Annotated in this window: 17 protein-coding genes; 6 read left to right on the forward strand and 11 right to left on the reverse strand. The window is 48.2% G+C overall.

Going from position 1 to position 26,249, the window contains the following annotated elements; genetic code table 11:
* Window positions 1-160 precede the first annotated feature (160 nt).
* The 4 genes from GKG41_RS19480 (at window position 161) to GKG41_RS19495 (ending at window position 3,053) form a co-directional block, all read left to right on the forward strand.
* The gene (locus GKG41_RS19480; RefSeq protein ID WP_154261505.1) at window positions 161-754 is read left to right on the forward strand and encodes a TetR/AcrR family transcriptional regulator; all 594 of its coding nucleotides are present in this window, start codon (window positions 161-163) and stop codon (window positions 752-754) included.
* Window positions 755-847: 93 nt separating this feature from the next.
* The gene (locus tag GKG41_RS19485; RefSeq protein WP_154261506.1) at window positions 848-1,693 is read left to right on the forward strand and encodes an ABC transporter ATP-binding protein; all 846 of its coding nucleotides are present in this window, start codon (window positions 848-850) and stop codon (window positions 1,691-1,693) included.
* On the forward strand, window positions 1,690-2,373 hold the full coding sequence (locus GKG41_RS19490; RefSeq protein WP_154261507.1) for an ABC transporter permease: 684 nt from the start codon (window positions 1,690-1,692) through the stop codon (window positions 2,371-2,373). Before GKG41_RS19485 ends, GKG41_RS19490 begins: the two co-directional genes overlap by 4 nt.
* Window positions 2,370-3,053, forward strand: coding sequence for an ABC transporter permease (locus tag GKG41_RS19495; protein WP_154261508.1), 684 nt, complete (start codon window positions 2,370-2,372; stop codon window positions 3,051-3,053). The genes GKG41_RS19490 and GKG41_RS19495 overlap by 4 nt, the downstream gene beginning before the upstream one ends.
* Before the next feature lie 127 nt (window positions 3,054-3,180).
* Here the strand turns inward: GKG41_RS19495 and GKG41_RS19500 are convergent, their stop codons facing one another.
* Entirely contained in the window at window positions 3,181-4,374 is a 1,194-nt protein-coding gene (locus GKG41_RS19500) for an acetate kinase (RefSeq protein WP_154261509.1), read from the reverse strand.
* A 31-nt stretch (window positions 4,375-4,405) separates the two neighbouring features.
* Window positions 4,406-5,401, reverse strand: coding sequence for a phosphate acetyltransferase (gene pta, locus GKG41_RS19505; RefSeq protein ID WP_154261510.1), 996 nt, complete (start codon window positions 5,399-5,401; stop codon window positions 4,406-4,408).
* Between the two features lie 307 nt (window positions 5,402-5,708).
* On the opposite strand from pta, the gene GKG41_RS19510 reads away from it, so the two are divergent.
* Complete coding sequence (locus GKG41_RS19510) at window positions 5,709-6,953, forward strand: nucleotidyltransferase (protein WP_154261511.1); 1,245 nt, start codon at window positions 5,709-5,711, stop codon at window positions 6,951-6,953.
* A gap of 7 nt (window positions 6,954-6,960) precedes the next feature.
* On the opposite strand, the gene GKG41_RS19515 is transcribed toward GKG41_RS19510, so the two are convergent.
* The 8 genes from GKG41_RS19515 to GKG41_RS19550 all read right to left on the reverse strand — a co-directional run bounded on the left by GKG41_RS19515 (window position 6,961) and on the right by GKG41_RS19550 (window position 25,053).
* Entirely contained in the window at window positions 6,961-7,950 is a 990-nt protein-coding gene (locus GKG41_RS19515) for a 2-hydroxyacid dehydrogenase (protein ID WP_154261512.1), read from the reverse strand.
* A gap of 158 nt (window positions 7,951-8,108) precedes the next feature.
* Window positions 8,109-18,128, reverse strand: a complete 10,020-nt coding sequence (locus tag GKG41_RS19520; RefSeq protein WP_154261513.1) for a Calx-beta domain-containing protein — start codon at window positions 18,126-18,128, stop codon at window positions 8,109-8,111.
* Window positions 18,129-18,330: 202 nt separating this feature from the next.
* Window positions 18,331-19,695 (reverse strand): PFL family protein, encoded by a 1,365-nt coding sequence (locus tag GKG41_RS19525; protein ID WP_154261514.1) that lies wholly within the window; start codon window positions 19,693-19,695, stop codon window positions 18,331-18,333.
* A gap of 38 nt (window positions 19,696-19,733) precedes the next feature.
* Complete coding sequence (locus tag GKG41_RS19530; protein WP_072852192.1) at window positions 19,734-20,006, reverse strand: ACT domain-containing protein; 273 nt, start codon at window positions 20,004-20,006, stop codon at window positions 19,734-19,736.
* Window positions 20,007-20,035: 29 nt separating this feature from the next.
* Complete coding sequence (locus GKG41_RS19535) at window positions 20,036-20,833, reverse strand: MBL fold metallo-hydrolase (RefSeq protein ID WP_154261515.1); 798 nt, start codon at window positions 20,831-20,833, stop codon at window positions 20,036-20,038.
* Entirely contained in the window at window positions 20,820-21,419 is a 600-nt protein-coding gene (coaE, locus tag GKG41_RS19540; RefSeq protein ID WP_154261516.1) for a dephospho-CoA kinase, read from the reverse strand. Before coaE ends, GKG41_RS19535 begins: the two co-directional genes overlap by 14 nt.
* Window positions 21,420-21,523: 104 nt before the next feature.
* Window positions 21,524-24,169, reverse strand: a complete 2,646-nt coding sequence (gene polA / locus GKG41_RS19545) for a DNA polymerase I (protein ID WP_154261517.1) — start codon at window positions 24,167-24,169, stop codon at window positions 21,524-21,526.
* Window positions 24,170-24,219: 50 nt separating this feature from the next.
* Entirely contained in the window at window positions 24,220-25,053 is an 834-nt protein-coding gene (locus GKG41_RS19550) for a purine-nucleoside phosphorylase (protein WP_154261518.1), read from the reverse strand.
* 175 nt (window positions 25,054-25,228) lie between these two features.
* Here GKG41_RS19550 and GKG41_RS19555 point away from each other — a divergent pair, with 175 nt between their 5' ends.
* A complete protein-coding gene (locus tag GKG41_RS19555) occupies window positions 25,229-25,750 on the forward strand; it encodes a DUF6512 family protein (RefSeq protein WP_154261519.1) in 522 nt (173 codons plus the stop codon).
* 8 nt (window positions 25,751-25,758) lie between these two features.
* On the opposite strand, the gene GKG41_RS19560 is transcribed toward GKG41_RS19555, so the two are convergent.
* Complete coding sequence (locus GKG41_RS19560; protein ID WP_154261520.1) at window positions 25,759-26,229, reverse strand: acyl-CoA thioesterase; 471 nt, start codon at window positions 26,227-26,229, stop codon at window positions 25,759-25,761.
* Window positions 26,230-26,249: the final 20 nt, after the last annotated feature.

Here is a 26,249-nt window from a genome sequence, read left to right on the forward strand (position 1 = left end):
TCATACTATTATAGGTTCCACAAAAGTGACATTTTCATAAGTGAATCCTAAGGTGACATTATCACAAGTTAACAACACCGGATAACACAGCCGGTTGACAACGAATGATCCCAGGCTTATAATGACTGTACAAACTTTTTTAGTCAAAAAGGAGGCTATTATGCCAAAACGTTACTCCGATGAAGAAAAGGCTTACATTGTCCGCCGTCTAAAGGAGGAGGCCGCCAAATGTCTGGACCAATATGGGATTCGCCGCACTACTGTAGATGAGCTTGTGGGAAGGGTTAAGATCCCTAAAGGAACCTTTTATCTCTTCTTCCCATCCAAAGAACTCTTATTTTTTCAGGTAATTCTGGAACTGCACCACAAGTTAGAGACACAGCTTCTGGATACAGTCTCCGGTCTGAACCGGGAAAGACTTACTCCCGAGGCACTTGCAGATGTATTCTTCCAATTTTTTAAGACAGCGGAGAAGATGCCTATCCTAAAAATGATTCATTCCGACGAAGTGGAGCTTCTGGCTCGCAGACTCCCCAGGGATGTCCTGGAAGAACACCTGAATCAGGACCATTCCATTGTAGAGAGACTATTCTCAGCTCTGGCTGTGGACTCTGACAAGGATACAGCCGTATACAGCGCGGCATTCCGTGAACTTTTCTTTGCCACTCTCCACAAGGAGGAATTGGAGGACAAACATTATGACGAAGCTCTGAAGCTTCTGCTTCGGGGTCTGGCTATCCAGCTGTTACAGTAACCCGTCCGGCAGTCTTGATTTGCCGGACATAACATTAATTTTATTTTGACTATATATATTATTTTAGTCAGATAGTATGGAGGTATTTTTCAAATGATAGAAGTAAAACAGCTGTCTTTCAGCTACACCAGAACTCCCTTTATCACAGATATGACTTTTTCGGTTAAACAGGGAGAAATCTTTGGCTTCCTGGGTCCCTCAGGGGCGGGGAAAACAACACTTCAGAAAATACTGATCGGTATGATTACCAGCTATAAGGGTTCCGCATCCATCGGCGGGATGGAATGCCGCCGCCATACAGGCCGGTTTTACGAAACCATCGGTGTGGATTTTGAATTTCCGACTTTATATGAAAAGCTGACTGCCAGACAGAATCTGCAATTTTTTGCCTCTCTCTACCGAAAGCAGCCCCGCTCTGCCGACGAGCTGCTGGAAACTGTAGGTCTGGAGCGGGACGGAGACAAACGGGTATCCGAATTCTCCAAAGGTATGAAATCCCGGCTTACGTTTATCAAATCCCTGCTCCACGATCCGGAGGTACTGTTTCTGGATGAGCCCACCAGCGGACTGGACCCCACGAACAGCCGCCTGATGAAAGACCTGATTCTTGGAGAAAAAGAAAGAGGCAAAACGGTAGTTCTGACTACACATAATATGCAGGATGCTGCGGAACTCTGTGACCGAGTAGCCTTTATCGTAAATGGAAGGCTCTGTGCTCTGGACAGCCCCCACAATCTGATCATGTCCAGAGGCGCAGCCAGAATCACCTATACCTATTATGATAAGGGAGAGCGCACCATTACCTGCCCCCTGCAGCAAGTCTCCGGGGATGCTCTTCTTCTTTCCCTCATAAAAGAGAACCGGCTTCTGTCCATACACAGCAGCGAGCCTACACTCAATGACATTTTCATGGATATCACAGGGAGGACACTGGTATGAGACTGCTGCATCTGATTTTCTGGGACATTTGTTTCCAGATCAAATACGGTATCTATATGATTTACGCCATACTGACCGTGCTGTACCTTGTACTGCTGGGCGCTCTGCCCCCGGCCTGGCGTACCGGAACTGCGGTTATACTGATTTTCTCCGATCCGGCTGCTATGGGGCTGTTCTTTATGGGAGCCGTTATTCTTCTGGAAAAAAGCCAGCGTGTAGTAAATGCCCTGGCAGTATCACCGGTAACCGTCCGGGAATACATAATTTCCAAAATAATTTCCCTGGGAGTACTCTCGGTCATTGTGGCCCTGATTCTTGCTCTGAGTATGGGGATGGAGCACATTCCTCTTATTGCCGCCGGCACCGGACTGCTGTCTGCAGTTTTTACACTTTTGGGGATCATTGCCGCTGCACATATCTCCAGCCTGAATCAGTTTTTGCTGTACACCGTACCCATAGAGATGGTGTGTTTTGTGCCGGCTCTGCTTTATTTCTTCGGAATTGGTCCGGATGTACTCCGCTATTATCCTGTCTCTGTGGGAATACAGCTGCTGATGGGAAATACCAGCGCTGTCATCCCCGGCATATTATTATTACTTCTGATCATCATCCTTTTGTTTTGGGTGGGAATGAAAAGTACGCTGAAAATGTTTCAGACTCTGGGAGGTGTCAAATTATGAGAGCAATAAAAACAGGGTTTCTGCAGATGCTGCTGGCCATCCGGGGAGATATGATGCTGTTTGCCGCCTGCTTTGCCCCTATTCTGTGCGGACTGTTTTTTCGGCTGGGAATTCCGGCTCTGTCCTTTATTCCCACCTTTTATTACGGCATTTTTGATCTTTTCTTTTCTGTTCTCTCTCCCACTATGTACTGCTTTGTGGCCGCCATGGTGGTACTGGAGGAGACAGATGACCGCATTGCCGGATATCTCTTTATTACCCCTCTGGGCAAATGCGGCTACCTTACCGCCCGCCTGGGAATTCCGTCAGCCCTTGCCTTTTTCATTACCTGCATACTCCTGCCCCTGTTCCAGCTTTCCAAACTACCCCCGGCAATGCTTCTTTTGCTGTCAGCTGCGGGTTCTGCCCAGGGGCTAATCATTGGTATGCTCATTGTCTCTCTGTCCTCTAATAAGCTGGAGGGCATGGCTGTGACAAAGCTGTCATCACTGATGACACTGGGGATTGCAGTCCCCTATTTTGTGAGAGGGCCATATGCCTGCCTGGCCTCTTTTCTTCCCTCCTTCTGGATGGGCAGAGGGATGAGAGACAGCAGCTTTCGGTTTCTTCTTATTTCGCTTCTGCTCTCCGCAGTCTGGTGTATCTGTCTTAAGAGGAAATTTATGAAGAAAATCCGCTAGATATGTTCCGGGTAACAGAGCCAAATAGGTTTCAAAAACGCCGGTTTGAGAGGAAGAAATAGAGAAAGGGAGATACACTGGTATTGTGCATTCTCCCTTGTCTTTTTTAGTCAGAACATACGTATTCTTATTTTACCAGCCCAACTGTCTCCCTGCAGATGGCAAGTTCTTCGTTGGTAGGAATGGATACTACCGTAACTTTGGAGGATTCTTTGGTGAGAACTCTCTCAACACCTCTGCAGTTGTTCGCCTCTTTGTCGAATTCCACGCCCAGGTATTCCAGGCCTTCGCACACACCTTTGCGGATCTCAGCTGCGTTCTCTCCCAGTCCTGCTGTGAATGCAATTACATCCACACCGTTCATGGCTGCAGCGTATGCGCCGATGTATTTTTTAACACGGTAGCAGTAAGCTTCCAGGGTGCTGATGGCCGCTTTATTGCCTGCGTCTGCAGCTTCCTGGATGTCGCGGCAGTCACTGGAGATTCCGCCGGATAAGCCTAACATACCGGATTCTTTATTCAATACATTCATAACCTCTGACAGCGTCAGATTTTCTTTTTTGCTGATAAACTCAAGGATCGCCGGATCCAGATCACCGGAACGTGTACCCATAATCAGACCTTCCAGAGGAGTAAGTCCCATGGAAGTGTCCACGCATTTGCCGTGATCTACTGCGGATACGGAAGCGCCGTTGCCTAAATGGCAGACAATGATCTTCAGATCTTCTGCCTTTTTGCCCAGGAACTCTGCTGCTCTCTTGGATACAAAGCTGTGGGAGGTTCCGTGGAATCCATATCTTCTCACCCCATACTGCTCATAATATTTGCGGGGAAGCCCGTACAAATATGCTTTTTCAGGCATTGTCTGATGGAAGGCTGTGTCAAATACACCTACCATTGGTGTGTTCGGCATAAGTTCCTGGCATGCGCGGATACCGATTAAGTTTGCAGGATTGTGAAGAGGAGCCAGATCATTGCACTCTTCTACTGCCTGTAAAACCTCGCCGTCGATAACCACAGAGGAAGCAAACTTCTCGCCCCCGTGTACAATACGGTGACCTACAGCATCTACCTCTGTCAGGCTCTTGATCACACCTGTCTTCTCATTCATCAGAGCGTCCAGGACCATCTGAATGGCCTGTTTGTGTGTAGGCATAGCAGCTTCTGTCACTTCTTTTTCACCGTCTGCCGGCTGGTACACCAGGCGGCCGTCGATACCGATTCTTTCGCAGAGGCCTTTGGCAAGCACTGCCTCTGTATCGGAATTGATTAACTGGAATTTCAGGGAAGAGCTTCCGCAGTTGATTACTAATACATTCATTTTCTAATTTCCTCCGTAGATTTATTATTCCTTACTCAGCCTGGCACTGTACAGCAGTAATGGCAACAACACCAACGATATCCTCAGCAGAGCATCCTCTGGATAAGTCGTTTACCGGTTTTGCGATACCCTGTGTCACAGGTCCGTAAGCTTCTGCTTTTGCAAGTCTCTGTACTAATTTGTATCCGATGTTACCTGCGTCCAAATCCGGGAAAATCAGCACGTTAGCTTTTCCGGCTACCGGGCTGTTGGGAGCTTTTGACTGTCCCACGCTTGGAACAATGGCAGCATCCAGCTGGAATTCGCCGTCTAACTTCAGTTCCGGATTCTGTTCTTTTGCAATCTTGGTAGCTTCCACTACTTTATCTACGTCAGCATGCTTTGCACTGCCCATGGTGGAGTGGGATAACATAGCAACAACTGGTTCTTCCTGAACTAATAACTGGAAGGATTCTGCAGAAGATGCTGCAATAGCTGCCAGTTCTTCCGGATTCGAGTTCTGGTTCAGACCGGAATCTGCAAATACGAAAGTACCGTTTGCACCATATTCGCAGTCAGGCACTGCCATTAAGAAGAATGCAGATACTAATTTAGTACCGGGTTTTGTCTTCAGAATCTGGAGACAGGGTCTTAAGGTATCTGCTGTTGAGTGGCAGGCACCGGATACCATTCCGTCTGCGTCGCCCATTTTTACCATCATAACACCGTAGTATAAATACTGGTTTAACAGGATTTCCTTAGCCTGCTCCGGTGTCATGCCTTTTTTCTGTCTTAATTCTACCAGCTTGTCTATGTAACCGGCTGTTTTATCAGAAGTTGCCGGGTCAACGATAACAGCCCCGCTGATATCCAAACCTTCGCTTCCTTTTTTTACTTCTTCTTCACTTCCTACAAGAACTACGTTGGCAATTCCTTCTTTTAGAATCTGAGCTGTTGCCTCATATGTTCGGCGGTCTTCGGTCTCCGGAAGTACAATTGTTTTCTTATTTGATTTTGCTCTTTCTTTAATTACGTCAATAAATCCCATGATTTTTTTGACTCCTTTCTTCTGCTGGTTTTCACCTTTTCTTCCTGATTTCGGAAGCTACCAATTCCCTGGAAAGCCTCACATATCATAATTATACAACCTTTTATTTACAGGCACAAGGTTTTCATTCCCCTAAAGACGGCAAAATTGTATTTAATTCAATACATGGATTATTACCTGGGATTTCCGATTTCATACACTCTAAAAGGCGGCAGACTTCTTATTTCTCTTGATTTTTATTTCGGTTCTGCGTATAATGCAGTCAAATAAAAGATACCATAATTTTAGAGGGGAGACCTGCGCGTCTATGAAAACAGTAGCTCTGATCACAGAATATAATCCATTTCACAACGGCCATGCCTATCATATGGAACAAGCCCGTCGTCTCACAGGGGCTGATTATGTCATTATTGTCATGAGCGGAGATTATGTGCAGAGAGGGGTGCCCGCTGTTCTTGACAAATATACCCGCACTAGAATGGCCCTGAAATGCGGCGGAGACCTGGTGCTTGAGCTTCCTGTCTGCTATGCCACCGGAAGCGCTGAATATTTCGCCCGGGGGGCCGTAACACTTTTGGACAGCCTGGGAGTCGTGGATTGTCTGTGCTTCGGCAGTGAATCCGGAGAGATTCTGCCGTTTCAGAAAACGGCTGCACTGCTTTGGGAGGAACCCGCCTCTTACTCCCTGGCGTTAAAAGAAAGCCTAAAAACCGGGAAATCTTTTCCTGCCGCCCGCCAGGAAGCACTGGAAGCCTTCCTCACTGAACAGGGAGAAGAGCCACGCCAAAGCCTGGCGCTCCTCTCCTCCCCCAACAATATCCTTGGGGTGGAGTACTGCAAGGCTTTGGCGGCCCTGGACAGTCCCATATGCCCCCTGACCATACAGCGAAAAGACTGCGGATATCATGACCGGGAACTGGGAGCAAATTTTAGCTCTGCAAGCGCTATCCGCAGAGCAATAGAGACCGGTGAAAATCTCTCTGTACTGGAGTGTCATATGCCGCCTGCCTCCTTTGAAATATTTTCCAATGTCCTTGGGACAAACGGTCCGGTGACAGAGGACGATTTTTCTTCTCTTCTTCGCTATAAGCTGCTTCTGGAATCTTCCGGGGGCAGCAAAAAAAGTCTCCTGCGCTTTCAGGATGTGTCCGAGGATCTGGCCAGACGTATAATCAACCGGCAGAATCAATGCGACAGCTTTTCCTATTTTACGGAGGTTCTTAAAACAAAAGAGCTGACCTACACCAGGATCAGCAGGGCCCTGCTGCACATTCTTTTGGAGCTCAGCCCGGAGGATATCCCTCAGCAGACGCCTTACGCCCGTATCCTGGGATTTCGCAGGGAGGCTGCACCTCTTCTTGCTGAAATAAAAAAAGCAGGGCGGATTCCTGTGATTTCCCGCCCTGCTGCCGCAAAAGAGCTTCTCACTCCCCAGGCATACCGGTTATTTCAAAAAGAAGTTTTTGCTTCCAATTTATATGAAAGCATACTGGTCTCCAAATTCCATCGGGAATTCAGCCATGAGCTGACCCGGGGCGTTCTGCTGGCTTAGGGCTTACTTACCCTTTTACTTCATTTCCATTTTCCCTTCCCTCATCAAATGCAACCGCATTGTCCAGAGTTGTGCCGGAAATAGCTGCCAGGGCTTCCTGAGTAAAGAATCCCTGGTGGGAAGTAATCATAACATTAGGAAAGGACAAAAGCCGTGCCGTTGTGGAATGCTCCAGAATCTCGTCAGAACGATCTTCGAATACATTATTGGTCTCTTCCTCATATACATCCAGTCCGACCCCGAAGAACTTCCGCGCCCGGATGCCCTCAATCAAATCCGCTGTCTTGACCAGACCGCCTCTGGAGGTATTGACCAGAATCACCCCATCCTTCATCTTGGCAATGGTCTCACGGTTAATCAAATGATAGGTGCTGTCCATGAGAGGGCAGTGAAGAGAAATCAGATCGCTTCTGGAAAGCAATTCATCCAGAGTAACATACTCTGCAAAATCCAGCTCTGGATTCTGATACACGTCATAAGCAATGACCTTCATACCGAATCCGCGGCAAATCTTTGCCATAGCTGCCCCAATCTTACCAGTTCCCACGATTCCCGCCGTTTTCTGATAGAAGTTGAAGCCCATCAGACCGCCCAGGCTGAAGTCATTTTCCCTCACCTTTACATACGCCTTATGAATCCTGCGGTTGGCGGTGAGTGCCAGCGCCATGGCATGCTCCGCCACAGCTTCCGGAGAATATCCGGGCACACGCATCACCTGAATGCCATATTCCCTCGCCTTATCCAGATCTACATTGTTATATCCGGCACAGCGCATCAAAACAAGACTGATTCCCGCCTCATGGAGGGCATCCATGGTCTCGGATCCCACATCAGAACTTACAAATGCGCAGACAGCATCATATCCCTTAGCCAGGGGAGCCGTCTTGGGAGCCAGATCCGCCTTTAAATAATCAATGGTAATCCCCGGATAATGTTCCAGCTGTTTATTAAAAGATTCCCTGTCATAAGTTTTCGTATCAAAAAATAAAATTCTCATACATACAACCTCCTCATTGCAATTTAACATAACATTTAGTATTCCCAGGTATAGGTTAGATCATTCTAACCATTTTTGTCAAGTTAAAATTTTAACAAAAATAAAATTGGGGACGTGTTCCTCGCAGAAGGAACACGTCCCCAATTCAGTTTAAGTACTTACGCCTTTCTCTTTCGTCTTACAATCAGCACAATAATCCCCCCTGCTGCTGCCAGCAGCAGTATGACAAAGAGTGCAATCGGTGCTGCATCCCCGGTAGCAATGCTGCCAGTGAGTACATCTTTTATTTTTGAAATTACATTTGTTGATTTTACATATTTGTAATCGTCGGAGGAGAGATAGGTAACATTTCCTGCCTTATCTGTGATTCTGGCGTATACTATGGTTACTTTGTCTTTGTTCAGCGGTACATCAGCAGAAGACCGGTATGCTTTCCAGGTAAAGCCTTCTGCTTCGCCCATCTTGGATACGTCTGTAATTCTCTGGGAGCTTACTGCGTATTCTACGCTTCTGATGCCTGAGAGTTCGTCCCTGGAGGTGATTCTCATGGATGGATTGCTGCCCCGCTGTATGGTTTTACCGCTCTTAGCCTGAAGTTTATCCCAGCTCTCAGTGCCGATCTTCAGTACACCTTCCGGCAAGGTACGGTCGATGCGGATCACTGCGTCCTTGATTTCACTTTCGATGCCTGCAGGGGAGACTGCCTTGAATTCCCAGGTCTTCTCTCCCTCTTCTGTGAAGGCAACCCGATATGTCTTCTCTTCGTCAGCCTCTATCTGTTTCCACTGGCCGCTATCCTTTGTTCCGTCTTTTTCACGGTAATAGAACTCTGGCTCACCCAGTATCTTTCCTTCATTGGCTGCTGTCACCATTACATCTCCTGCGTTCCAGCCTTCCGGATCTCCGGATATGGTCAGTTTCAGGATCGGCCGGTTTTTATCAATGTTGGCGATGGTCAAAGTCTGTGTCTCTGTCTGATTGCCTGAGGTATCTTTTGCCCGGTAGAAGATTACCGTATTCTCTTCAATCACCAGAGGTTCTTTATAATCCTTCCAATGTTCTTCATCCCCTATGGAATACTCAATGCTGTCCGCAGCCATATCCGGATGAATGGTCTTGATTTCTACGGTTACCGGATCGGCTGTGGGTTCTGTCTCGCTTACTTTTGTCTCAAAGAGCAGGCCTACCGGCACTTTGTTGTCAACATTAACCCTCACAGAGTTCTTAACTGTGTTGCCTGCCTCATCTTCCGACGTCAGAAGGATATTTCCCCGGTAGGACGGAGACACAGTAAAGGAGTAGATTCCTTCTTCCTGCATTTGCGCCGTGTACTCTGTCTTCGGTTCCTCTTCCATCACACCCATCACTTTTTTGATTCCGGAGAGTGTATCGCTGGTGTGTACCAGTATTCTCAGATCCCCGTTCCAGTTGGCATCCTTTGTTCCCTCAGGTATTACACTGCCATCTGCGTCTAATTTTTCATAGGTTACCTCTGTAATCACAGGCGGTGTCAGATCCAATTTGACAGAGACTGGCGAGCTCTCCAGATAACTTCCGTCTTCTCTGAACAGCCGTACGGAGATCTGATTGTCATAGACTCCCTCTCCTGTAATCTCAATCAGGTTGTCTTTTCCCTCTTTCCAGGAAAGTTCTTCACTCCAGGTCTTGCCGCTGTCTGTGGTAAACCGGTAAGAGACAAATCCTTTATCTTCTATCCCTTCCGGCAGTCCTATTTTGTAGCTTACGGGTGTTCCATACCACTGGATCTCCGGCTGATCGCCTGTCCGCTGCAGTGTCAGATACCCTGTGCTTTTTACCTCTTCGTTATAAATGATCAGTTTATAAGTTCTCGGACTCATTCCTTCTTCTGCCGGAGTAACCTCCACCGTAATAATGTTCTCCCCAAAAGTGAGAGGCACCTGTAGTGTGCCGTTCTGAGCAGACTGGCCGTTGATGGTGACTGCGGCTTCCGGATGGCTGCCTATTGCTGTGATCACTGTATTGGTAAGATTTTCCGCCTTTCCCTTGTACTCCTGGCTATCCGGGTCAAATGCAGTTTCAAAGGTTACCTCATCTGCTGTCAGACTCTGAAGGGAGGCATCTGCCTTGTCAAAATTCTGATGAAGTACAGTGGAACGCACAAAAGCTCCCGGCTGTTCAAAGGTGAGTACCTTCGTTCCCACGCCTTCCTCGTCCAGATTCAGAAGTTCATCCTGAGCCTCAGCCAGATACTTCGTCTCTAGAAGTTTCCCGGACTCATCGTATAAGCCGGACAAAATATTCAGATTCTCTGCTCTTGTTCTGGCCAGATTCTTCACCGTCACAGTTGCCTGGGCAGTATCTCCCTGTACACTGACATCATTTTCTACCAGGAATTGGTTTCCATTGTTTTTATCCACCAAATCCTGGAACTTGATTACTTTGTCATTGTTGAGTACGTTTCTGTCCATTACCTGATCCCCATTCTCATCCTCCAGCCATACTTTTGCGTATAGGTTCAGAGGAAGGGTATCAGCCTCAGTCAGCTGATAGGAGAAGTTCATGCTTAATCCGTCTTTGTCCATGAGAGCCACTTGTTCCGGTGTCAGCTGATACACACCAGTTCCCATGGGTTCCTGTGTCTCTTTGGCTTCAGACAGCAGTTTCACATCAGCTGCCACATCAGCCCCGCTGCTCTTATAGAATCCCAGTTTTACGTTATAGCCCGTCTTAGCCAGGGCATTGGCGCTGTCATTGTAGAACTGCAGCTGGAATTCCCTCTGTTCCTCCTGCTCCTTCAGGATATTTACGTCATTTGCCGTAATACCCGCATCCGGAGTGCCAAGAACCACCGTACCTTCTGTACTTTCGCTTCCGTTTTCAAAGGTGGCTGTTAGCTTATATTCCAGATCAGCAATATTAGCCCCTTCCTCCGCAGGCACCGGATAGCTTCCGTTGATTATCATATCATTGCCGGGCAGGAGAGATACCTTCTGTTCTGCCAGAACTGTGTCCCCTGCTGTGACTTTTATTTTCTGTACTGTCTCGCACCCGCCGTTTACAACATAGAAGGAGAGAGGCAGCAGAGTTCCCTTCCGCAGGGCCTCATTTTCAAAGCTCACATGGTCCACCGTAATACTGTTGCCCAGAGAGGTGCTTCCTTTCATGAGAAGGGACGTGTCTTCCGCCGTATTCACCGGCTGTCCCTCGTAAACCGTTGCCAGAGAGGCATTGGAAGAATCATAGTAGGTTCCTAAAAGCATACTCTCCAGGGTTCTGCCGTCCTTTGTCCACACAGTAAAGCTGTCCACAGAGGTATAGTCTCCCGGATCTGCCGCAACAGCTCCCGGAGTCATAACGATACCGTTCTCGGTATCCTTAAACATGGATACATACAGCAGATCTTTTTCTACTTCTTCCAGAGAATCTTCTCTCGGCGTGATATCAGAAGCTGCCCAGGCAAGTCCTGTATCTTTCAGAGAATCCCCTGTTGTCTTTACAAATTCGAACTTGCTGCCGATGGCCATGTCGCTGTTTGTATTCATCCTGCTCAGACTGTCCGGGAAATCGGTTTTCACCACTCCGTTGCTGTCAAGCACTTTAAAACAGATATCGCCTATAGCAGAGTCCAGATCCTCGTCATACTGATTCTGATACCATGCCGTGATAAACTGGTTTCTGCCGTCGATCCTGGCAGTCGTAATCTTCGCATTTTCATTGGTTCCCTCTCCCAGTGTAAGGCGGACGGAATCCGTAATCGTATCATCCGCGTTGAGCCCCATGAAGAAGGTATCGCTTACTTCCTCCTCTGAAGATATATCGTCCCGTTTTACAGTGAAGGTGATTCCGGTGTTTCCATCCCCGTCCATTACTGCCTCAAGGGCACTGATGGTTCCGTTCGTTTCCCGGTATAAAGGCGCCGGTTCGGACCAGGTTCCCCCGCTGTAGCGGCTGTACCACAGTTCGTCCATAACATCATTGCTGAGAGGATCGTCCAGATTGGAACTGGCCATACTCCGGTAGATTACCACAGCATTGCTGCCGTTGACTGCCGCCTGAGGAGCCATATCTGCATTTTTATTATTGGTCAGACGAGTGGACGTCCATTTGCTTCCATCATAGACAGAAGCTACGATTTCCGTGTCATTCATCATCTGGGAGGCTGCCAGGGAGGCCTCTTTGCTGGAATATTCTCCCTCCTGGTCCATAGTGACAGGACCTCTCAATTTCTCCCATGCAGCGACTGCAAAGCTGCCGGTTCCTGAAAGAGACACATTCGAGTCCGGCGTCTTTACGGCACTGCCTGTCTTGGCATCTTTGCTATTTGACTCATCTGCACTGCCCTGATAATTCGGCATAAGGATCTCAAGATCAGACGTATCGGTCTCTTCTTCTGCTTTCCATTCCACAGGAATCTCCTGAGAGGGGGCAACAGAACCGGAAGACCAGTACACCCTGGTCTCGTTCAGATCCGAAGAGCCCTGGTCACTCAGCGCAACCGTGAGTTCACCGTCCCTGGTAACCAGAGGATAACCGTAGGGATACGTCGGTGCCTGAAGGATATCCGCAGAAGCGTGGTTATCTTCCAGGGAGAAAGGGGCTGCCCGGTTCAGGTAGCTTCTGTCCTCCAAACTAATGGAATTTGCCACCTCTGTCAATGCGCCGTCTTCTGACAGCATCATCGCTTTCGGCGTAATATTGCCTCCCCAGTCAGGAAGCCCGGACTGCGCGATCCAATTTTGGATCTCATCCCATCTGCCGTTGTAGAAAGTCAGTGAGGGAAGGTTCGTGGAAGCCAGCGTCTTCCTGTATTTGATAAAGAATACCTTCAGTATAAATTCAATTCCTATGATGCCGGTTAGTTCTGTTCTGTGGCCCTGAAGCTGCTTATCCGTCTTCCGGTAGGTCCGGCTCAGGAACTGACTGTAGTGTTCCATGTTAATCTGCCCGAACATACCTATCTTAAGTGCCACAATGGCTACATCAAAGCCAAATCCTGCAAATGCCCGCAGGTAAGCATTTACCCTGAGTGTGGTTAGAATATCTGATCCAAATTTGTTAGTTTCCTCTGAATAAGCTCCCATGGCCTTATAATCCAGCTCTATGGCCGCCCCCAGAGCGAATTCTGCTGTAATCGGAACAAATCCCACTACAGAATTAAAGGTCCAGTGGTAACCAAGCTTACCGCCCAGGGTAAAACCGCTGTCCGTGACCACGAATTCAAAAGAATGCGTCTCTGTGTTATAAATAATGTCGCCTGCCATGTAGCCAGCTGCCCTGCCGCCAAAGTCAGTGTCTCCCGGCTTGCTCATAGTTTTGTTCATCTTATTCTGGAAACGGTCTTTTAAGGTACTGCCGTCCCCCATAATAGCTGCCACAAAGGCAGAGGCATTGGCCCCTGTGGTATCGCAGTCCACAGGATTCATGACCATATCCGTATCCATTCCCAGAAGGTCGATATCATACCCTGCAAATGCATGGAATACGAATGGATCTACCGTTGGCGTCACCGTCAGTTTAAAGAATGGGGTATCCAGCCCTGTGTTGAACTTTGAAAGTCCTTTGCTGGCTACTTCTCCGCCCTGAGAGGACGCATTTCCCGCAGTTCCCTGCTTCAGGTTGACATCTACGGTAAACGGCTTAAACTGTTTTTCCTGGGTTACATCAATGCCGATCATATTAGTCACCTGGAAGGAAAGGGGAACCGATCTTACCATTTTTCCTTCCTGATACAGCTGGGCCGTGAGACGTTTGGAACTGCCCTGGGCAATTCCCGCATTCTCATCAATAGGTGTGGTATTAGATGCCACAATAAAGTCCGTAAATGGGTATTTCTCTACTTTATATTCCTGACGCCCCATCTTTTTCTGCTCCTCATCAATCAACGAGCATTGGAAGTCAGAAGCTGTATCAAGCCCCCAGCAAAGCATCTCTGTCTCCAGAGAGACACTCGGATACTGGGTGGAGCAGCCGATGGCATCCTTTCTGTCCAGAATGCTTATAGACCCGTTTTTAGGATAGGCTACCGCCTGGGCAGAAATATAGGCTTTCTTAGAAGTATCTGTGTTCTTTTTCAGATTAATAATGCTGTCGCCAAAGCTGGCTTGTCTCGCCTTGGAATAGCTGTCCACGGTAAGTATCTGGGGAAGATAGGTATCCCCGGATGTACGGATGTCGTAGACAAACTTCAGATAATCCCCTGCAATCAGCTGGGTATGAGGATCCTCATCCTCGCTGTAGAACTTGGAAACATCGTAGAAGAGTTCCAGCTCTCCGTCTTTCCCCAGAGTTGCTTCCAGGCGGTTATCTGTACCGCCGTTTTGCACAAGAGGACAATATTTGCCATTTTTATAGAGACCACCGGTATAGGTAATTTTTCCCGTATAGGGATCTCCCTTTTCATCCTTCAGATACAGTTTTACATGCGCTGCCTCATCCAGGGTGATGTAGTTGACCGGATATAGCTCATTCCGCCCTTTATCTTTCTCAGAAGAAACCAGAGTATCCGCCTGCGTTGTTCCCAGATACAGTGTAGTCTTTTCGGAACCGGAACGGGCCTCCACAGGATTTTGAATCCCATCCGGATCATACACCGCTGCCTGTCCCTTGTCATTCGTATGAAGCGTAACGGTTTTGCCGTCTTTCCTTACGTAGGTAAAGGTGGTCTCCTGCATGGGAGTAAATTGGAACAGATACAGTTTATCTTTCAGGGTGGTAAGCTCAGCCGTCAGCTGGATCTCCCTGCCGGTACGGCTGTGCACAGCCTTAACGGTCGCTGTTCCGTCCTGCTTTCCGGACATCATAAATTCCCGATCCGGCGCCTGGTAAGGGCTGGCCAGCTTTTCCACGTTTGTATAACCGTTGCTGTCCTTCCGGTACAGAGGCATCACAGAACTGTCCCCGGAGGACCATGCAAAGCGGTCTGCAGCCATATTCCAGATATTGCCGTCCAGAATCTTCACACTTTTATCCAATGAGATCTCACGGTTCATATTTACAATGGCATCGCTGTCCGCATCTGTCCAGTCTCCGTCATACTTCTTCAAAACAGCGATCCGATCCTCGTTATTAATAGTAACAGTCCCGCCGTCTTCCACTTTTTCGCCTTCTACGTCAAAGGCAAAGGCTCCATCCCGGTAAGCCTGCACCATATAGGAATCTGTGGACCAAAGATCATTTTCGGTTCCTTTGTTGCGCACCTTCGCAGTCACAGTGTAGACATCCTTCAGATCCTGTTTTCCCACTGCATCAATGGAAAAGGAGGTGGAAGTACCCTCCGTTACAGTTTTCATCTCCTCACCGTTTTTCTTTACGGAGAGCTGGAACTCATAGTCCTCTTCTGTGTCCGCAAGGGTCCATGACACCGGAAAACTTTCGGTCTCTTTATCTACCACATAGAGACTTTCAGGCGCAGTCAGGCGCACAGATGCGGGAATGGGAGCTACTATGATGCCGCCTCTTCCTGTCAGCACCTTTTCAGGGTTGTCCGGACTCGGTGTATGTACTACAAACGTGTAAGTGGGAAGTCCATCCTTAGAAACTTTGGTGAGAACATTCTCTTCAATCTCTCCGGTTACCGTTTCTGTAAATTCATAGCTCTTAATAATCTTGTCTTTTTCGGGAAGCGGAGCAGCTTTATCCGTATAGTCCCCCTCATATAAATCTACAGTATAGATCTGATTGTTTTCTTTCCCGTTCAGATTGCTCATCCAGTAAATGGCAGCCTTACTGTTCTTTCTGGCATGTACAATATTCATGCCTTTTGGCACTGCAATGGCAGGGGGACCGTCATTCACCACAGTCATCACAGGAGTCTCTATAGATACCGCCGGTGCGGCCTTCCGATTGTAGGCAGTTGCTGTAAACTGTACCTCACCCTCTGCCTTTGGAGTAATCACTCCGGTGGTGCGGTTAATAAGAGCCACTTCTTCATTGCTGCTGGTCCACTCTACACCGGGAAACGTGGGGTTCTCAGTGGTCACATTGCAGGTAAGCTGAGTTGCTTCTTCCTGGACCATATACAGCACATTGCCGTCGGGGAGTTCTCCCAGCTCCAGTTCCCCCTCTTTGATAAGCGTGACGGGCTTTACCTTGAACTCTGCAAGATGGTTGTCCCCCATCAGGCAGGAATAGTCGGTCTTTACACCGGTGATTGGAGGATCTGTTATTGCGTCCGCCCCGGGCATCAAAAATAGTTCGGCCCGGTAAGTCCGCTCCTCTCCCCCTGTATTATACGGAAGGGGGATCTGAGCCGTAAGCTTTCCATCCTTCACCGGATCATTTTTATCATCCAGTGAGGGGGTAAGCTGATATAAGGTAGCTCCGCCGTCCAGGCTTACTTTCAGACGATCAATGGACTCCTTTCCGTCTTTATTGAAGTCATTGGCATAGTCGTTCCACAGCCAGTCGTCATTGGGTGTGTTATTGTCGTATGTAACAGTTACGGTAACGGTCTGTTCCCCTGCCGCACCTGGATCATAAGACTGCTTGTCCACAGAAATTCCTGTGATATAGTCCTGCACATACTTAGGGGCTGCTGCATCTATTTTATTATTGGCAGTATCGAAGCCTTGAAAGGATATTGTTCCTTTGCCCATCTCCTCTGCTCCCAAGCCGGGTTCCTGGGACCAACTGTAATCCGCCCGGTCAAAGTTCGGCTGAGAGGTTTGCTTATCCTTGCACATAGAAGTTACTTTTTCATACTGTTCTGCTGTGAGCAGGCAAGAAAAGCTGTCACCAAATCTTCTGCCGTCGTCTGTACGCAGACTGCCGTCGTCCAGAATAGTAACCGGCCCGCCCAGAGGCACATTTCCCTCTGTCTGTAAGATGCAGGGGATCATTGACCCCTCATAATAGGTCTTGTCGGTTTCCGCCGGTCTTACGGTTGCCTTTGTCCCGGTTACAGGCTTACATATGGGGGTAATGGAGTCCAGCGACACGTACCGCATAGTGGCCTGTGCCCCTACTTCCTTTTTATATCCCCCGTTTTTCAAATATTCCGGCAGTCCTGAATCTGCCAGATCTGCCACAAAATCTTCTTCCGACGATCCATATTGAAAACCACTGAGGCTTCCCCATGTCTCCTTCAAAGATGTCTTATCCTCACTCAATGTTCCCAAATCCAGAAACATCTGACCGGCATTATTTCCGCCTTCCATCTTTCCTTTCAGAAAATTAATTATTTTTGCATATTGCTGGGGTACATAGAATCCATAGTAGACCAGATATTTGGGTGATATGGGAATATCCGGATCATAATTGGGATTCTCTGTGGTATAGGTTGTTGTCTTCCAGGCAGCACTGTCTGCATCCCCCAGATTTCCCTTGATCCCGGCCCGGGTATACTGAAAACTCTTGCCGTCCGCAAAAGCCGCACCAGTTACGTTTGTAAATTCCACATAGAAACTTTTTTCTCCGTTCCACCAGGTCTCTTCCTTAGTATCCTGAATGGTATTCATAGTAGGAATCTTTAGGGATGCGGCAGTCTCCCCTGCGGGAATACGCAAAACCCCTTTCTTTTCCTTATAATCCGTCCCTGCTTTTGCCAGACCGTCCATGGTCCTGTAGTCCACATAAATCGTATGGCTGACCGCCTCAGGAATGGTTACATTGACGGTAAGTTCCTCCCCAGGATTCGCCGACGCAGACTCATCCACTGTAAGCTTCATATTACGGTTAATCACTTTGGCTTCATTTTTAGATTTGATGGAAAGCTTTCCCTCGTTTAGCTGCATCAAAAGAGAAGAGATAGTAGCCTCCATCTCCGGTGTATACTCCCCCGTATGTTCCGGGAAATATGTCTCCTGATACTTAGACAGCTCTTCCTCAATCCGGAGCATAGTCTGGACATTTTCCAGGGTCAGCTCCGTGCCGTCCACAGACACCTTCTTCTTAAGATCCACAGAATCTCCCTGCAGATACTCCTTAATCTCCTCCAGAGAATATTCCTTTTGATCCATAACAATTTTTGATGTAATTGCGGATCCGTCCTCGTTAAATAAACCCAAATGTTCCAATATATATTTGGCATCCTGGGCATCAATCTCCTGACCTTCTTCCAGCTTCTTCAGCGTATCCCTGGCGTCAGCTTCCTGCGCCGTACTGCTGAAGGCTGCCAAAACTGAGTCAGACAGTGATGTAACGCCAATGATCACCGCCATCAGCATGGCCAGAAAACGCATTTTTCTTTTCCCTCTCATGTCTTCTTTTCCTCCTGTCTTATACCTATATAGATTTATTATATCATGATAGAAAAGGTTTAAAATCTACCAAATACGCAGGATTTATGCCCATTCAGGAAGTTAAAAAGGAAAAAAGGGGACGTGTTCCTTCTGCGAGGAACACGTCCCAAAATAGAAGAAGGGTGTCCCATTTTCAGACTGCCCTGTCCCCTTTTGTATTTTAATTTTTAAAGCTGTGTATGGGCGCCGGGATTCTTCCTCCCCGGTTTACAAAGGCTTCGCAGGAATACTGGTTTACCGGCATAACTGGTGCATATCCCAGCAGACCCCCGAATTCCACGGTATCACCCACGGTTTTCCCAATCACAGGGATCAGCCTTACTGCTGTAGTCTTCTGATTCACCATACCAATGGCACACTCATCTGCTATAATCCCGGATATGGTAGATGCCTTAGTATCTCCCGGTATGGCTATCATATCCAGCCCTACGGAGCAAACGCAGGTCATTGCCTCCAATTTTTCCAGGGTGAGGGCATTGGCCAGCACTGCATCGATCATGCCCTGGTCCTCGCTTACGGGAATAAATGCCCCGCTTAAGCCTCCTACATAGGAGGATGCCATTACCCCGCCTTTTTTTACCTGGTCATTAAGAAGGGCCAGGGCTGCTGTGGTTCCCGGTGCCCCGGCGTATTCCAGGCCGATTTCCTGAAGAATCTCTGCCACGCTGTCCCCCACAGCCGGAGTCGGCGCCAGAGACAGATCGATGATGCCAAATGGTATCCCCATCTTTCTGGATGCTTCCTGAGCTACCAGCTGACCTACTCTCGTGACCTTAAAAGCGGTTTTCTTAATTGTCTCACACAGCACCTCAAAGTCTTTTCCCCGCACAGCTTCCAGTGCGGTCTTCACAACCCCAGGTCCGCTGACGCCTACATTGATGATGGCATCTGCCTCTGTGACGCCGTGGAATGCCCCTGCCATAAAGGGATTGTCATCCGGTGCATTGCAGAATACCACCAGCTTGGCGCATCCCAGGGAGTCCTGCTCTTTGGTATACTCTGCGGTTTCCAGGATAATCTCACCCATAAGCTTAACCGCATCCATATTGATTCCTGTCTTGGTGGAGCCCAGGTTCACGGAACTGCATACCCGCTCTGTCACTGAAAGGGCCTTTGGAATAGACCGGATGAGCATCTCGTCAGCAGGAGTCATCCCTTTGGACACCAGAGCAGAGTATCCCCCGATAAAATTCACTCCCACCTCTTTTGCCACTTGATCCAGCGTCTGCGCAAGTGTCACAAAATCCTCCGGCGTTTTGCAGGCGGCGGCCCCCACAAGGGAGATCGGGGTGATGGAAATTCTTTTATTTACAATGGGAATCCCGTATTCTTTTTCAATCTCATCCCCTGTGCTTACCAGATTTCTGGCCAAACGGGAGATTTTCTCATACACCTTCCGGTTTACCTCCTCCAGACTGGAATCGATACAGTCCAGAAGGCTGATGCCAAGTGTAATGGTACGTACATCCAGATTCTCCTGTTCGATCATCTTGTTGGTTTCATGTACTTCAAATATATTAATCATGTACTTATCCTTCCTTTGTCAATCCTGCATCTTCCGTCTCAGATCCGGTGCATTTTGTTAAAAATATCCTCATGCTGGCAGCGAATCATAACACCGATCTCTTCTCCCACCTTTTCCAGTTCTTTTCCCATCTCCCCGATCTCTTTGGGAGATTTGGTCGCGTCTGTAATCATCATCATATTAAAAAATCCATCCAGAATTGTCTGGGAGATGTCCAGAATATTTACCTGATTTTCCGCAAGGTACGTACATACTTTTGCAATAATTCCAACCGTATCTTTTCCTACTACAGTAATAATGGTTTTTTTCATTTTTTCACATCCTCCTATGTATGAAAGCTTTAAAAGCAGATCATTTCTGATGCCTGTTCCCTGTGTGCCACCTGTATGGGGAAATCTTTGGAGTGATAAGGATTATCCCCCATGGTCACCTCCGCGCATACAGTTTCATAAGCCAGTTTCTCGTAGTTATTCTCTTTGCTCAGATGTCCCAGCATCACAGACTTCAGGTTGTCGTGGAGCAGCTCACACAGAAGCCGCCCGGCCAGCTCGTTGGACAGATGTCCCCGCTCTCCCAGTATCCTCCGTTTCAGATAGTAGGGATACGGCCCCACCTGAAGCATATTCACATCATGATTTGCCTCCAAAAGCAGCACATCCGATCCGGCCAGCTTTTCCACAATATAGTCCGTGTATTTTCCCAGGTCCGTGGCAATCCCCACAGACTTGTCCTGATGGCGGATCCTATATCCCACAGGCTGGGCTGCATCATGGGAAATAGTAAACGGCTCTACCTTCAAATCCTCTATCTCAAAATTCTCATCCGCCTCAATGGGACGGAAAATGCCTTCCGGCAGTTTTCCCAGGGAACTGCATCTTTTAATCTCTTCAATGGTTCCCGGCGTAGCGTACACAGGCACTTCATACTTCCGTACAAATACTCCAAGTCCCTTGATATGGTCCGAGTGCTCATGGGTAACCAGAATCCCGTTCACATCCCGCCCTGTCATATCAATGGTGTTGAGCCCTTCCTCTACTTTTTTCTTGCTGATGCCCACATCTACCAGCAGGGTAGTTTTGTCACTGCCTACACAGATACAGTTCCCGCTGCTGCCGCTGGCTATACTACATAGTTTCATATTTTCTCATCCTTCGGTCGATTTGTAAATGGGTATGCTCCACATCCTCGCTGTTGTAAAGTACAAAGTCTGCGGCAGCTTCATATTCATCATCGCTGAGCTGATTGGCCAGAATCTCGTCGATTCTCTGATCTGTATACCCCCGGTCATTCCGCAGGCGCTCTCTGCGCACCTGAGGCTCACAGTATACCACCCAGAGCTCATCGTAGATTTCATCGTATTTTTCCTCTATCAGCAGAGCTGCCTCTATAAAAAAGTAAGGCACATCTTCTTTTCTTGCCCTGGCCACTTCCCTTTTTATGTATTCCTTCACCGCCGGGTGGATAATACCATCCAGCCGGTCCAGCATCTCTCTTTTCTGAAATACAATCTCTGCAATCTTCATTCTGTCCAGAGTGCCGTCTTCCATCACAATCCACTCTCCGAACAGCTCAATTACTTCCTGATAGCAGTCACCGCCGGGAAGCATCAGGAGATACCCCACTTCATCTGCCTGCACCACTCTGGCGTCATAATTCTCTTCAATATAGTTCAGCACGGAACTTTTTCCGGAGCCCACGCCTCCGGAGATTCCAATCACTCTCATACGCTTCCTCCTCCTGCCGGGGTGCCCCACCCTTCCCGGTTTCGGACACCCACGAAAGCATTTTATCATAAGTTACAGCGGAATTCTACCTTTATTTCACGTCCCTATTTGGCCTCATACCAGTTTCTTCCGGTATGCATATCTATCTCCAGAGACACTGCCAGGTCCGCAGCCTGCTTCATTTCCTTTTCCAGGATACGGGACACCTCCTCCAGTTCTTCCTCATACACTTCCAAAAGGAGTTCATCGTGAACCTGCAGAACCAGCCTTGTCCTCAGTTTTCTCTCCTTAAGGGCCTCATTGACCCGAATCATAGCAATCTTTATAATATCCGCGGCAGTTCCCTGAATAGGCGCATTCATGGCCACCCGCTCCCCAAAGGATCTCTGCATAAAATTACTGGACTTAAGCTCCGGAACCGGACGCCTTCTTCCGAACAGGGTGGTCACATACCCCTGCTCCTTTCCCTGCTTTACCAGGCCATCCAGAAACCCTTTGATTTTGGGGTACGTCTCAAAATAATTCTCTATATACTGGGCAGCTTCTTTTCTCGTAATACTCAGGTCCTGACTCAGGCCAAAGGAACTGATGCCGTATACGATTCCAAAGTTCACTGCCTTGGCATTGCGTCTCTGAAGATCCGTCACCTGGTCAAAGGGTACGTGAAAGACCTGAGAGGCTGTCATGCGGTGAATATCCTGGGCTTCGCTGTAAGCCTGTATCAGTTTTTCATCCCCGGACATATGGGCCAGCACCCGCAGCTCAATCTGGGAATAGTCTGCGTCCAGAAAGATACAGCCCTCCCTGGGCACAAATACCTTTCGAATCAGGCGCCCAAGCTCCATGCGCACCGGAATATTCTGAAGATTGGGCTCTGTGCTGCTGATGCGCCCCGTTGCCGTTATCGTCTGGTTAAAATTCGAGTGGATCCTTCCATCCTCACCAATATAATTTGCCAGCCCGTCCGCATAGGTGGACTTTAGCTTAGTCAGCTGGCGGTACTCCAGAATATCCGCAACCACAGAGTGATCCGGCGCCAGTTTGTCCAGGACATCAGCAGCCGTGGAATAGCCGGTCTTCGTCTTCTTCCCCCCGGGAAGCTGCATCTTCTCAAAAAGGATAACCCCCAGCTGTTTGGGAGAATTGATATTGAATTCCTCCCCCGCTTTCTGGTAAATAATACTCTCCAGCTCTTTGATCCTGACCTCCAGACGGCTTCCGTACTCCTTCAGTTCCTCCCCTTCCACCTGGATCCCTGCTGCTTCCATGTCATGAAGTGTGAATAACAGAGGCATCTCCATCTCGCGGAAAAGGGAAAGCATCCCTGTCTCCTCCAGAGCTTTTGTCAAAGGCTCTATACCGGCCAGCGCCACATACGCCATGTAGCAGCAGCTCACAGTCACTTCCTCTTCTTTCTCCTCCAGCCCTTTTTTATAGGAAACTTTTCCCAGCAAATCTTCCCGGGCAGGCACCATAAGTCCAAGGTACTCCTTGGCAATATCGTCGTAGGTATAGGCGGATTTCAGAGGATTCAGAAGGTAGGCGGCGATTCCTCCGTCGAACATCCTGGTGTGTTCTTCAATCTGTATCTTACTGAGCATCTCCTTCACATTCAGAGAAGCTGTCTGCCCAGCCCCCCTGCAGATCCCTTCCAGCTGTTCCAGAAGATATCTTTCTGTGAGAAATCCCTCCACAGGGAAAAATGCTGCTTCTGTCTTCTCCGTTTCTCCCAGGGCCACTCCAAGACCCAAAACCTCTCCCTTCTCCAGAAGAAGGTGCACTCCGGCCCGGTCAGCTTTTTTTGCCTTAGACAAAAAGGCATCTGCCTGTGAGAGATCGGTAATCCTCTGAAAATGCTCCTCTGCCTGATTTTTAGATGAGGGACTCTCAAAGCGGTTTAAAAGGTTTTTGAACTCTAATTCCTTAAACCATTCATAGGCCTCCTGGGTAAACAAATCCTTCAGTCTGGCCTCCTCAAAGCTGTAATCCAGGGGACAGTCTGTACAGATGGTTGCCAGTTCCTTGCTCAGCTTAGCCAGGTCGTAGTGTTCCTTTAAGGATTCCTTTGCCTTGTTGGGCTTGACTTCTTCCACATGGGCATAGGCATTTTCAATGGTCCCATACTCCAGCAGAATCTTAGTGGCTGTTTTTTCCCCTACCCCCGGTATACCCGGTATGTTGTCGGAAGAATCACCCATAAGGGCCTTTAGCTCAATGATCTGGGGCGGCGTCAGCTGATAAGCCTCCAGCACCCCCCTGTCGTCATAGTCCTCTACGGTTGTCTTGCCCCCTCTGGTCTTGGGAATCCGGATTTTCACGTGCTCCGTTGCCAGCTGCAGCAGATCCCGGTCTCCTGAAAGCACGGTGACATCCATACCTGCCGCCTCTCCCTTTCTGGCCAGAGTGCCAAGGATATCATCTGCCTCGTAGCCCTCCCTGGAGACAATCGTTACTCCCATAGCCTCCAGGACATCCCTGATAATGGGAACCTGCTCCCTCAGTTCCTGGGGCATAGGCTTTCTCGTCCCTTTGTAAGCCTCATACATATTGTGCCGGAAAGTAGGTGCGTGTTCATCAAAGGCAACGGTCAGATACTGGGCATTCTCCTCTTCCAGTGTCTTAAATAATATGGTTAAAAAGCCGTAGATGGCATTGGTGTGCAGCCCCTCCGCGTTGGTAAGATCCGGCAGGCCGTAAAAAGCCCTGTTCAGTATACTGTGTCCGTCAATTAGTAAAATTTTTTCACTCATAAGTTCTCCTATAATCTGTCTGGTTTTATTTTCTGATACACTCTTTTCTTCTACAAAATTTTATTCATAGCCAAAATACTTTCCGTAACCAGCTTTTTAAACATGGGGGCAGCCTTGTCCGCGATTTCCTGGACCTCCAGATGGCTGAGAGGCTGGTCCGTCATCCCGCATCCCAGATTGGTAATGCAGGAAATCCCGCAGATTTTCATGCCCATATGGTTAGCCGCCATGGCCTCGCAGGCAGTGCTCATTCCTACAGCATCCGCTCCCAGAATCCGGCACATTTTCACCTCGTGAGGGGTCTCAAAATTAGGGCCTGTAAGCTGGATGTACACGCCTTTCTGCAGTGGGATCTGCTGTTCTGCCGCCGTATGTTCTATGATTTCCTGAAGCTCCCTGTCATATACCTGGCTCATATCACTGAACCGCTCCCCAAGCTCGGGGATATTTTCCCCTATCAGCGGGGAGGGAACAAAATTTGAGATGTGATCTGTGATCATCATAAAATCTCCTGCCTGAAACCCAGAATTGACACCCCCTGCCGCATTGGTGAGAAACAGAAGTTCTGCCCCCATAAGCTTCATCAGACGGACCGGCAGCACCACATCCTCAATGGGATATCCTTCATAATAGTGGACTCTTCCCTGCATAATCACTACAGGCACCTCTCCCACATATCCAAAGACAAACCTGCCTCTGTGTCCCGGAATTGTGGAGACCGGAAATCCTTCTATCTCTTTGTAGTCCAGTGTATCTGCAATTTGAATCGTTTCCGCGTAATCTCCCAGCCCAGAGCCCAGAACCAGTGCTGCCCGGGGCTTAAAATTTATTTTCTTCTGAAAACAGTCATAACATTTCATAAGCTTTTTATATGCTGGATTCATTCTGACACTCTCCTTTTGGCACTCTTTTCCCTTAAGTATACCCTGTAATAGAAAAAAGTTCCACCTGTCCTTTGCTGTTTTTTAGGATAAAGCCCAAAAAACTGCATAAATTATCAGGTAGAACCTTTTATTGTTCACTTAGCTCTGTATTATTTTGAGGAAAGAGGAGAGACCTATGCACCGGAAAATCAAGTATCTTCACTGGGCCGGCTTTCTGTTTGTGGCCGCAGCGGGAAGCCTTCTGCACTTTTTATACGAATATTCAGGCCAAAACCCCCTGGCTGCCTTTATCTCACCAGTTAATGAATCCACCTGGGAGCATCTGAAGCTGTTATTTTTCCCTTATCTCGTCTTTCTTTTTGTAGAAAGACTTCTGCTCAGAAACACATATCCACGCTTTTTCACCGCGCACCTGTTAAGTCTCCTTGCCGGACTATGCGCCATCCCAATTCTTTTTTATACCTATACAGGTATCCTGGGCAAAAACTATCTGGCAGCCGACATTGCCGTATTTCTCATCTCTGCAGGGCTTTCCTGTTTTCTCAGTCTGCGCCTGCTTACGAACTCCCCGTTCCAGAGAAAAGGAACAGAGAGGGGAGAGTGGATCTCCTGCGCTCTCCTGGCTGCCCTGTTTCTCTTCTTTGTATATGCTTCCTTTTTTCCTCCGGACCTTGCCCTGTTTCAGCCTCCGGCATAAATTCAATATTAATATCCTTCTTTTCTTCTCTGCTTTCTGAGTGCGTAACGCTTCATACCGCTCTCCCACTCAGCCTTCTGAGACTCTGTCTCGATTACAAGGCCTGGAACCGGTATAGGGTTATTGTTCTCGTCCACAGACACCATAACAAGATATGCCCGGTTAATCATCTTCCGAAGTCCGTTTAAATCCTCCACATAGGTATCCACCCGGACCTCCATGGAGGTTCTTCCCACATACGTCATCTTTCCCCGAAGCACCAGCATATCCCCTGTCTTGGCGCTGGCCTTAAAGTTCAGATTGTCAATACAGGCTGTAGTGGTCTCTGTCTGGCAGTGGCGGCGGGATACAATCCCCGCCATCTCATCGATCCACTCTACCAGCTTTCCTCCAAACAGCCTTCCATATCCATTGCTGTGCTTTGGCATCAGCAGATACGTCTGCTCTGTCAAAGAATCATCTACACGTTTTACTTCCATACATCTTCCATCCTTTAGTA

This window comes from Lactonifactor sp. BIOML-A5 (assembly GCF_009677585.1).
Classification (GTDB): Bacteria; Bacillota; Clostridia; order Lachnospirales; family Lachnospiraceae; genus Lactonifactor.

Coding starts and splice junctions, on each gene's coding strand:
- GKG41_RS19555 (WP_154261519.1), top strand. CDS start 25,229: ATGCACCGGAAAATCAAGTATCTTCACTGGGCCGGCTTTCTGTTTGTG.
- GKG41_RS19480 (WP_154261505.1), top strand. CDS start 161: ATGCCAAAACGTTACTCCGATGAAGAAAAGGCTTACATTGTCCGCCGT.
- GKG41_RS19510 (WP_154261511.1), top strand. CDS start 5,709: ATGAAAACAGTAGCTCTGATCACAGAATATAATCCATTTCACAACGGC.
- GKG41_RS19560 (WP_154261520.1), bottom strand. CDS start 26,229: ATGGAAGTAAAACGTGTAGATGATTCTTTGACAGAGCAGACGTATCTG.
- GKG41_RS19515 (WP_154261512.1), bottom strand. CDS start 7,950: ATGAGAATTTTATTTTTTGATACGAAAACTTATGACAGGGAATCTTTT.
- GKG41_RS19525 (WP_154261514.1), bottom strand. CDS start 19,695: ATGATTAATATATTTGAAGTACATGAAACCAACAAGATGATCGAACAG.
- GKG41_RS19495 (WP_154261508.1), top strand. CDS start 2,370: ATGAGAGCAATAAAAACAGGGTTTCTGCAGATGCTGCTGGCCATCCGG.
- GKG41_RS19520 (WP_154261513.1), bottom strand. CDS start 18,128: ATGAGAGGGAAAAGAAAAATGCGTTTTCTGGCCATGCTGATGGCGGTG.
- coaE (WP_154261516.1), bottom strand. CDS start 21,419: ATGAGAGTGATTGGAATCTCCGGAGGCGTGGGCTCCGGAAAAAGTTCC.
- polA (WP_154261517.1), bottom strand. CDS start 24,169: ATGAGTGAAAAAATTTTACTAATTGACGGACACAGTATACTGAACAGG.
- pta (WP_154261510.1), bottom strand. CDS start 5,401: ATGGGATTTATTGACGTAATTAAAGAAAGAGCAAAATCAAATAAGAAA.
- GKG41_RS19550 (WP_154261518.1), bottom strand. CDS start 25,053: ATGAATCCAGCATATAAAAAGCTTATGAAATGTTATGACTGTTTTCAG.
- GKG41_RS19500 (WP_154261509.1), bottom strand. CDS start 4,374: ATGAATGTATTAGTAATCAACTGCGGAAGCTCTTCCCTGAAATTCCAG.
- GKG41_RS19485 (WP_154261506.1), top strand. CDS start 848: ATGATAGAAGTAAAACAGCTGTCTTTCAGCTACACCAGAACTCCCTTT.
- GKG41_RS19535 (WP_154261515.1), bottom strand. CDS start 20,833: ATGAAACTATGTAGTATAGCCAGCGGCAGCAGCGGGAACTGTATCTGT.
- GKG41_RS19530 (WP_072852192.1), bottom strand. CDS start 20,006: ATGAAAAAAACCATTATTACTGTAGTAGGAAAAGATACGGTTGGAATT.
- GKG41_RS19490 (WP_154261507.1), top strand. CDS start 1,690: ATGAGACTGCTGCATCTGATTTTCTGGGACATTTGTTTCCAGATCAAA.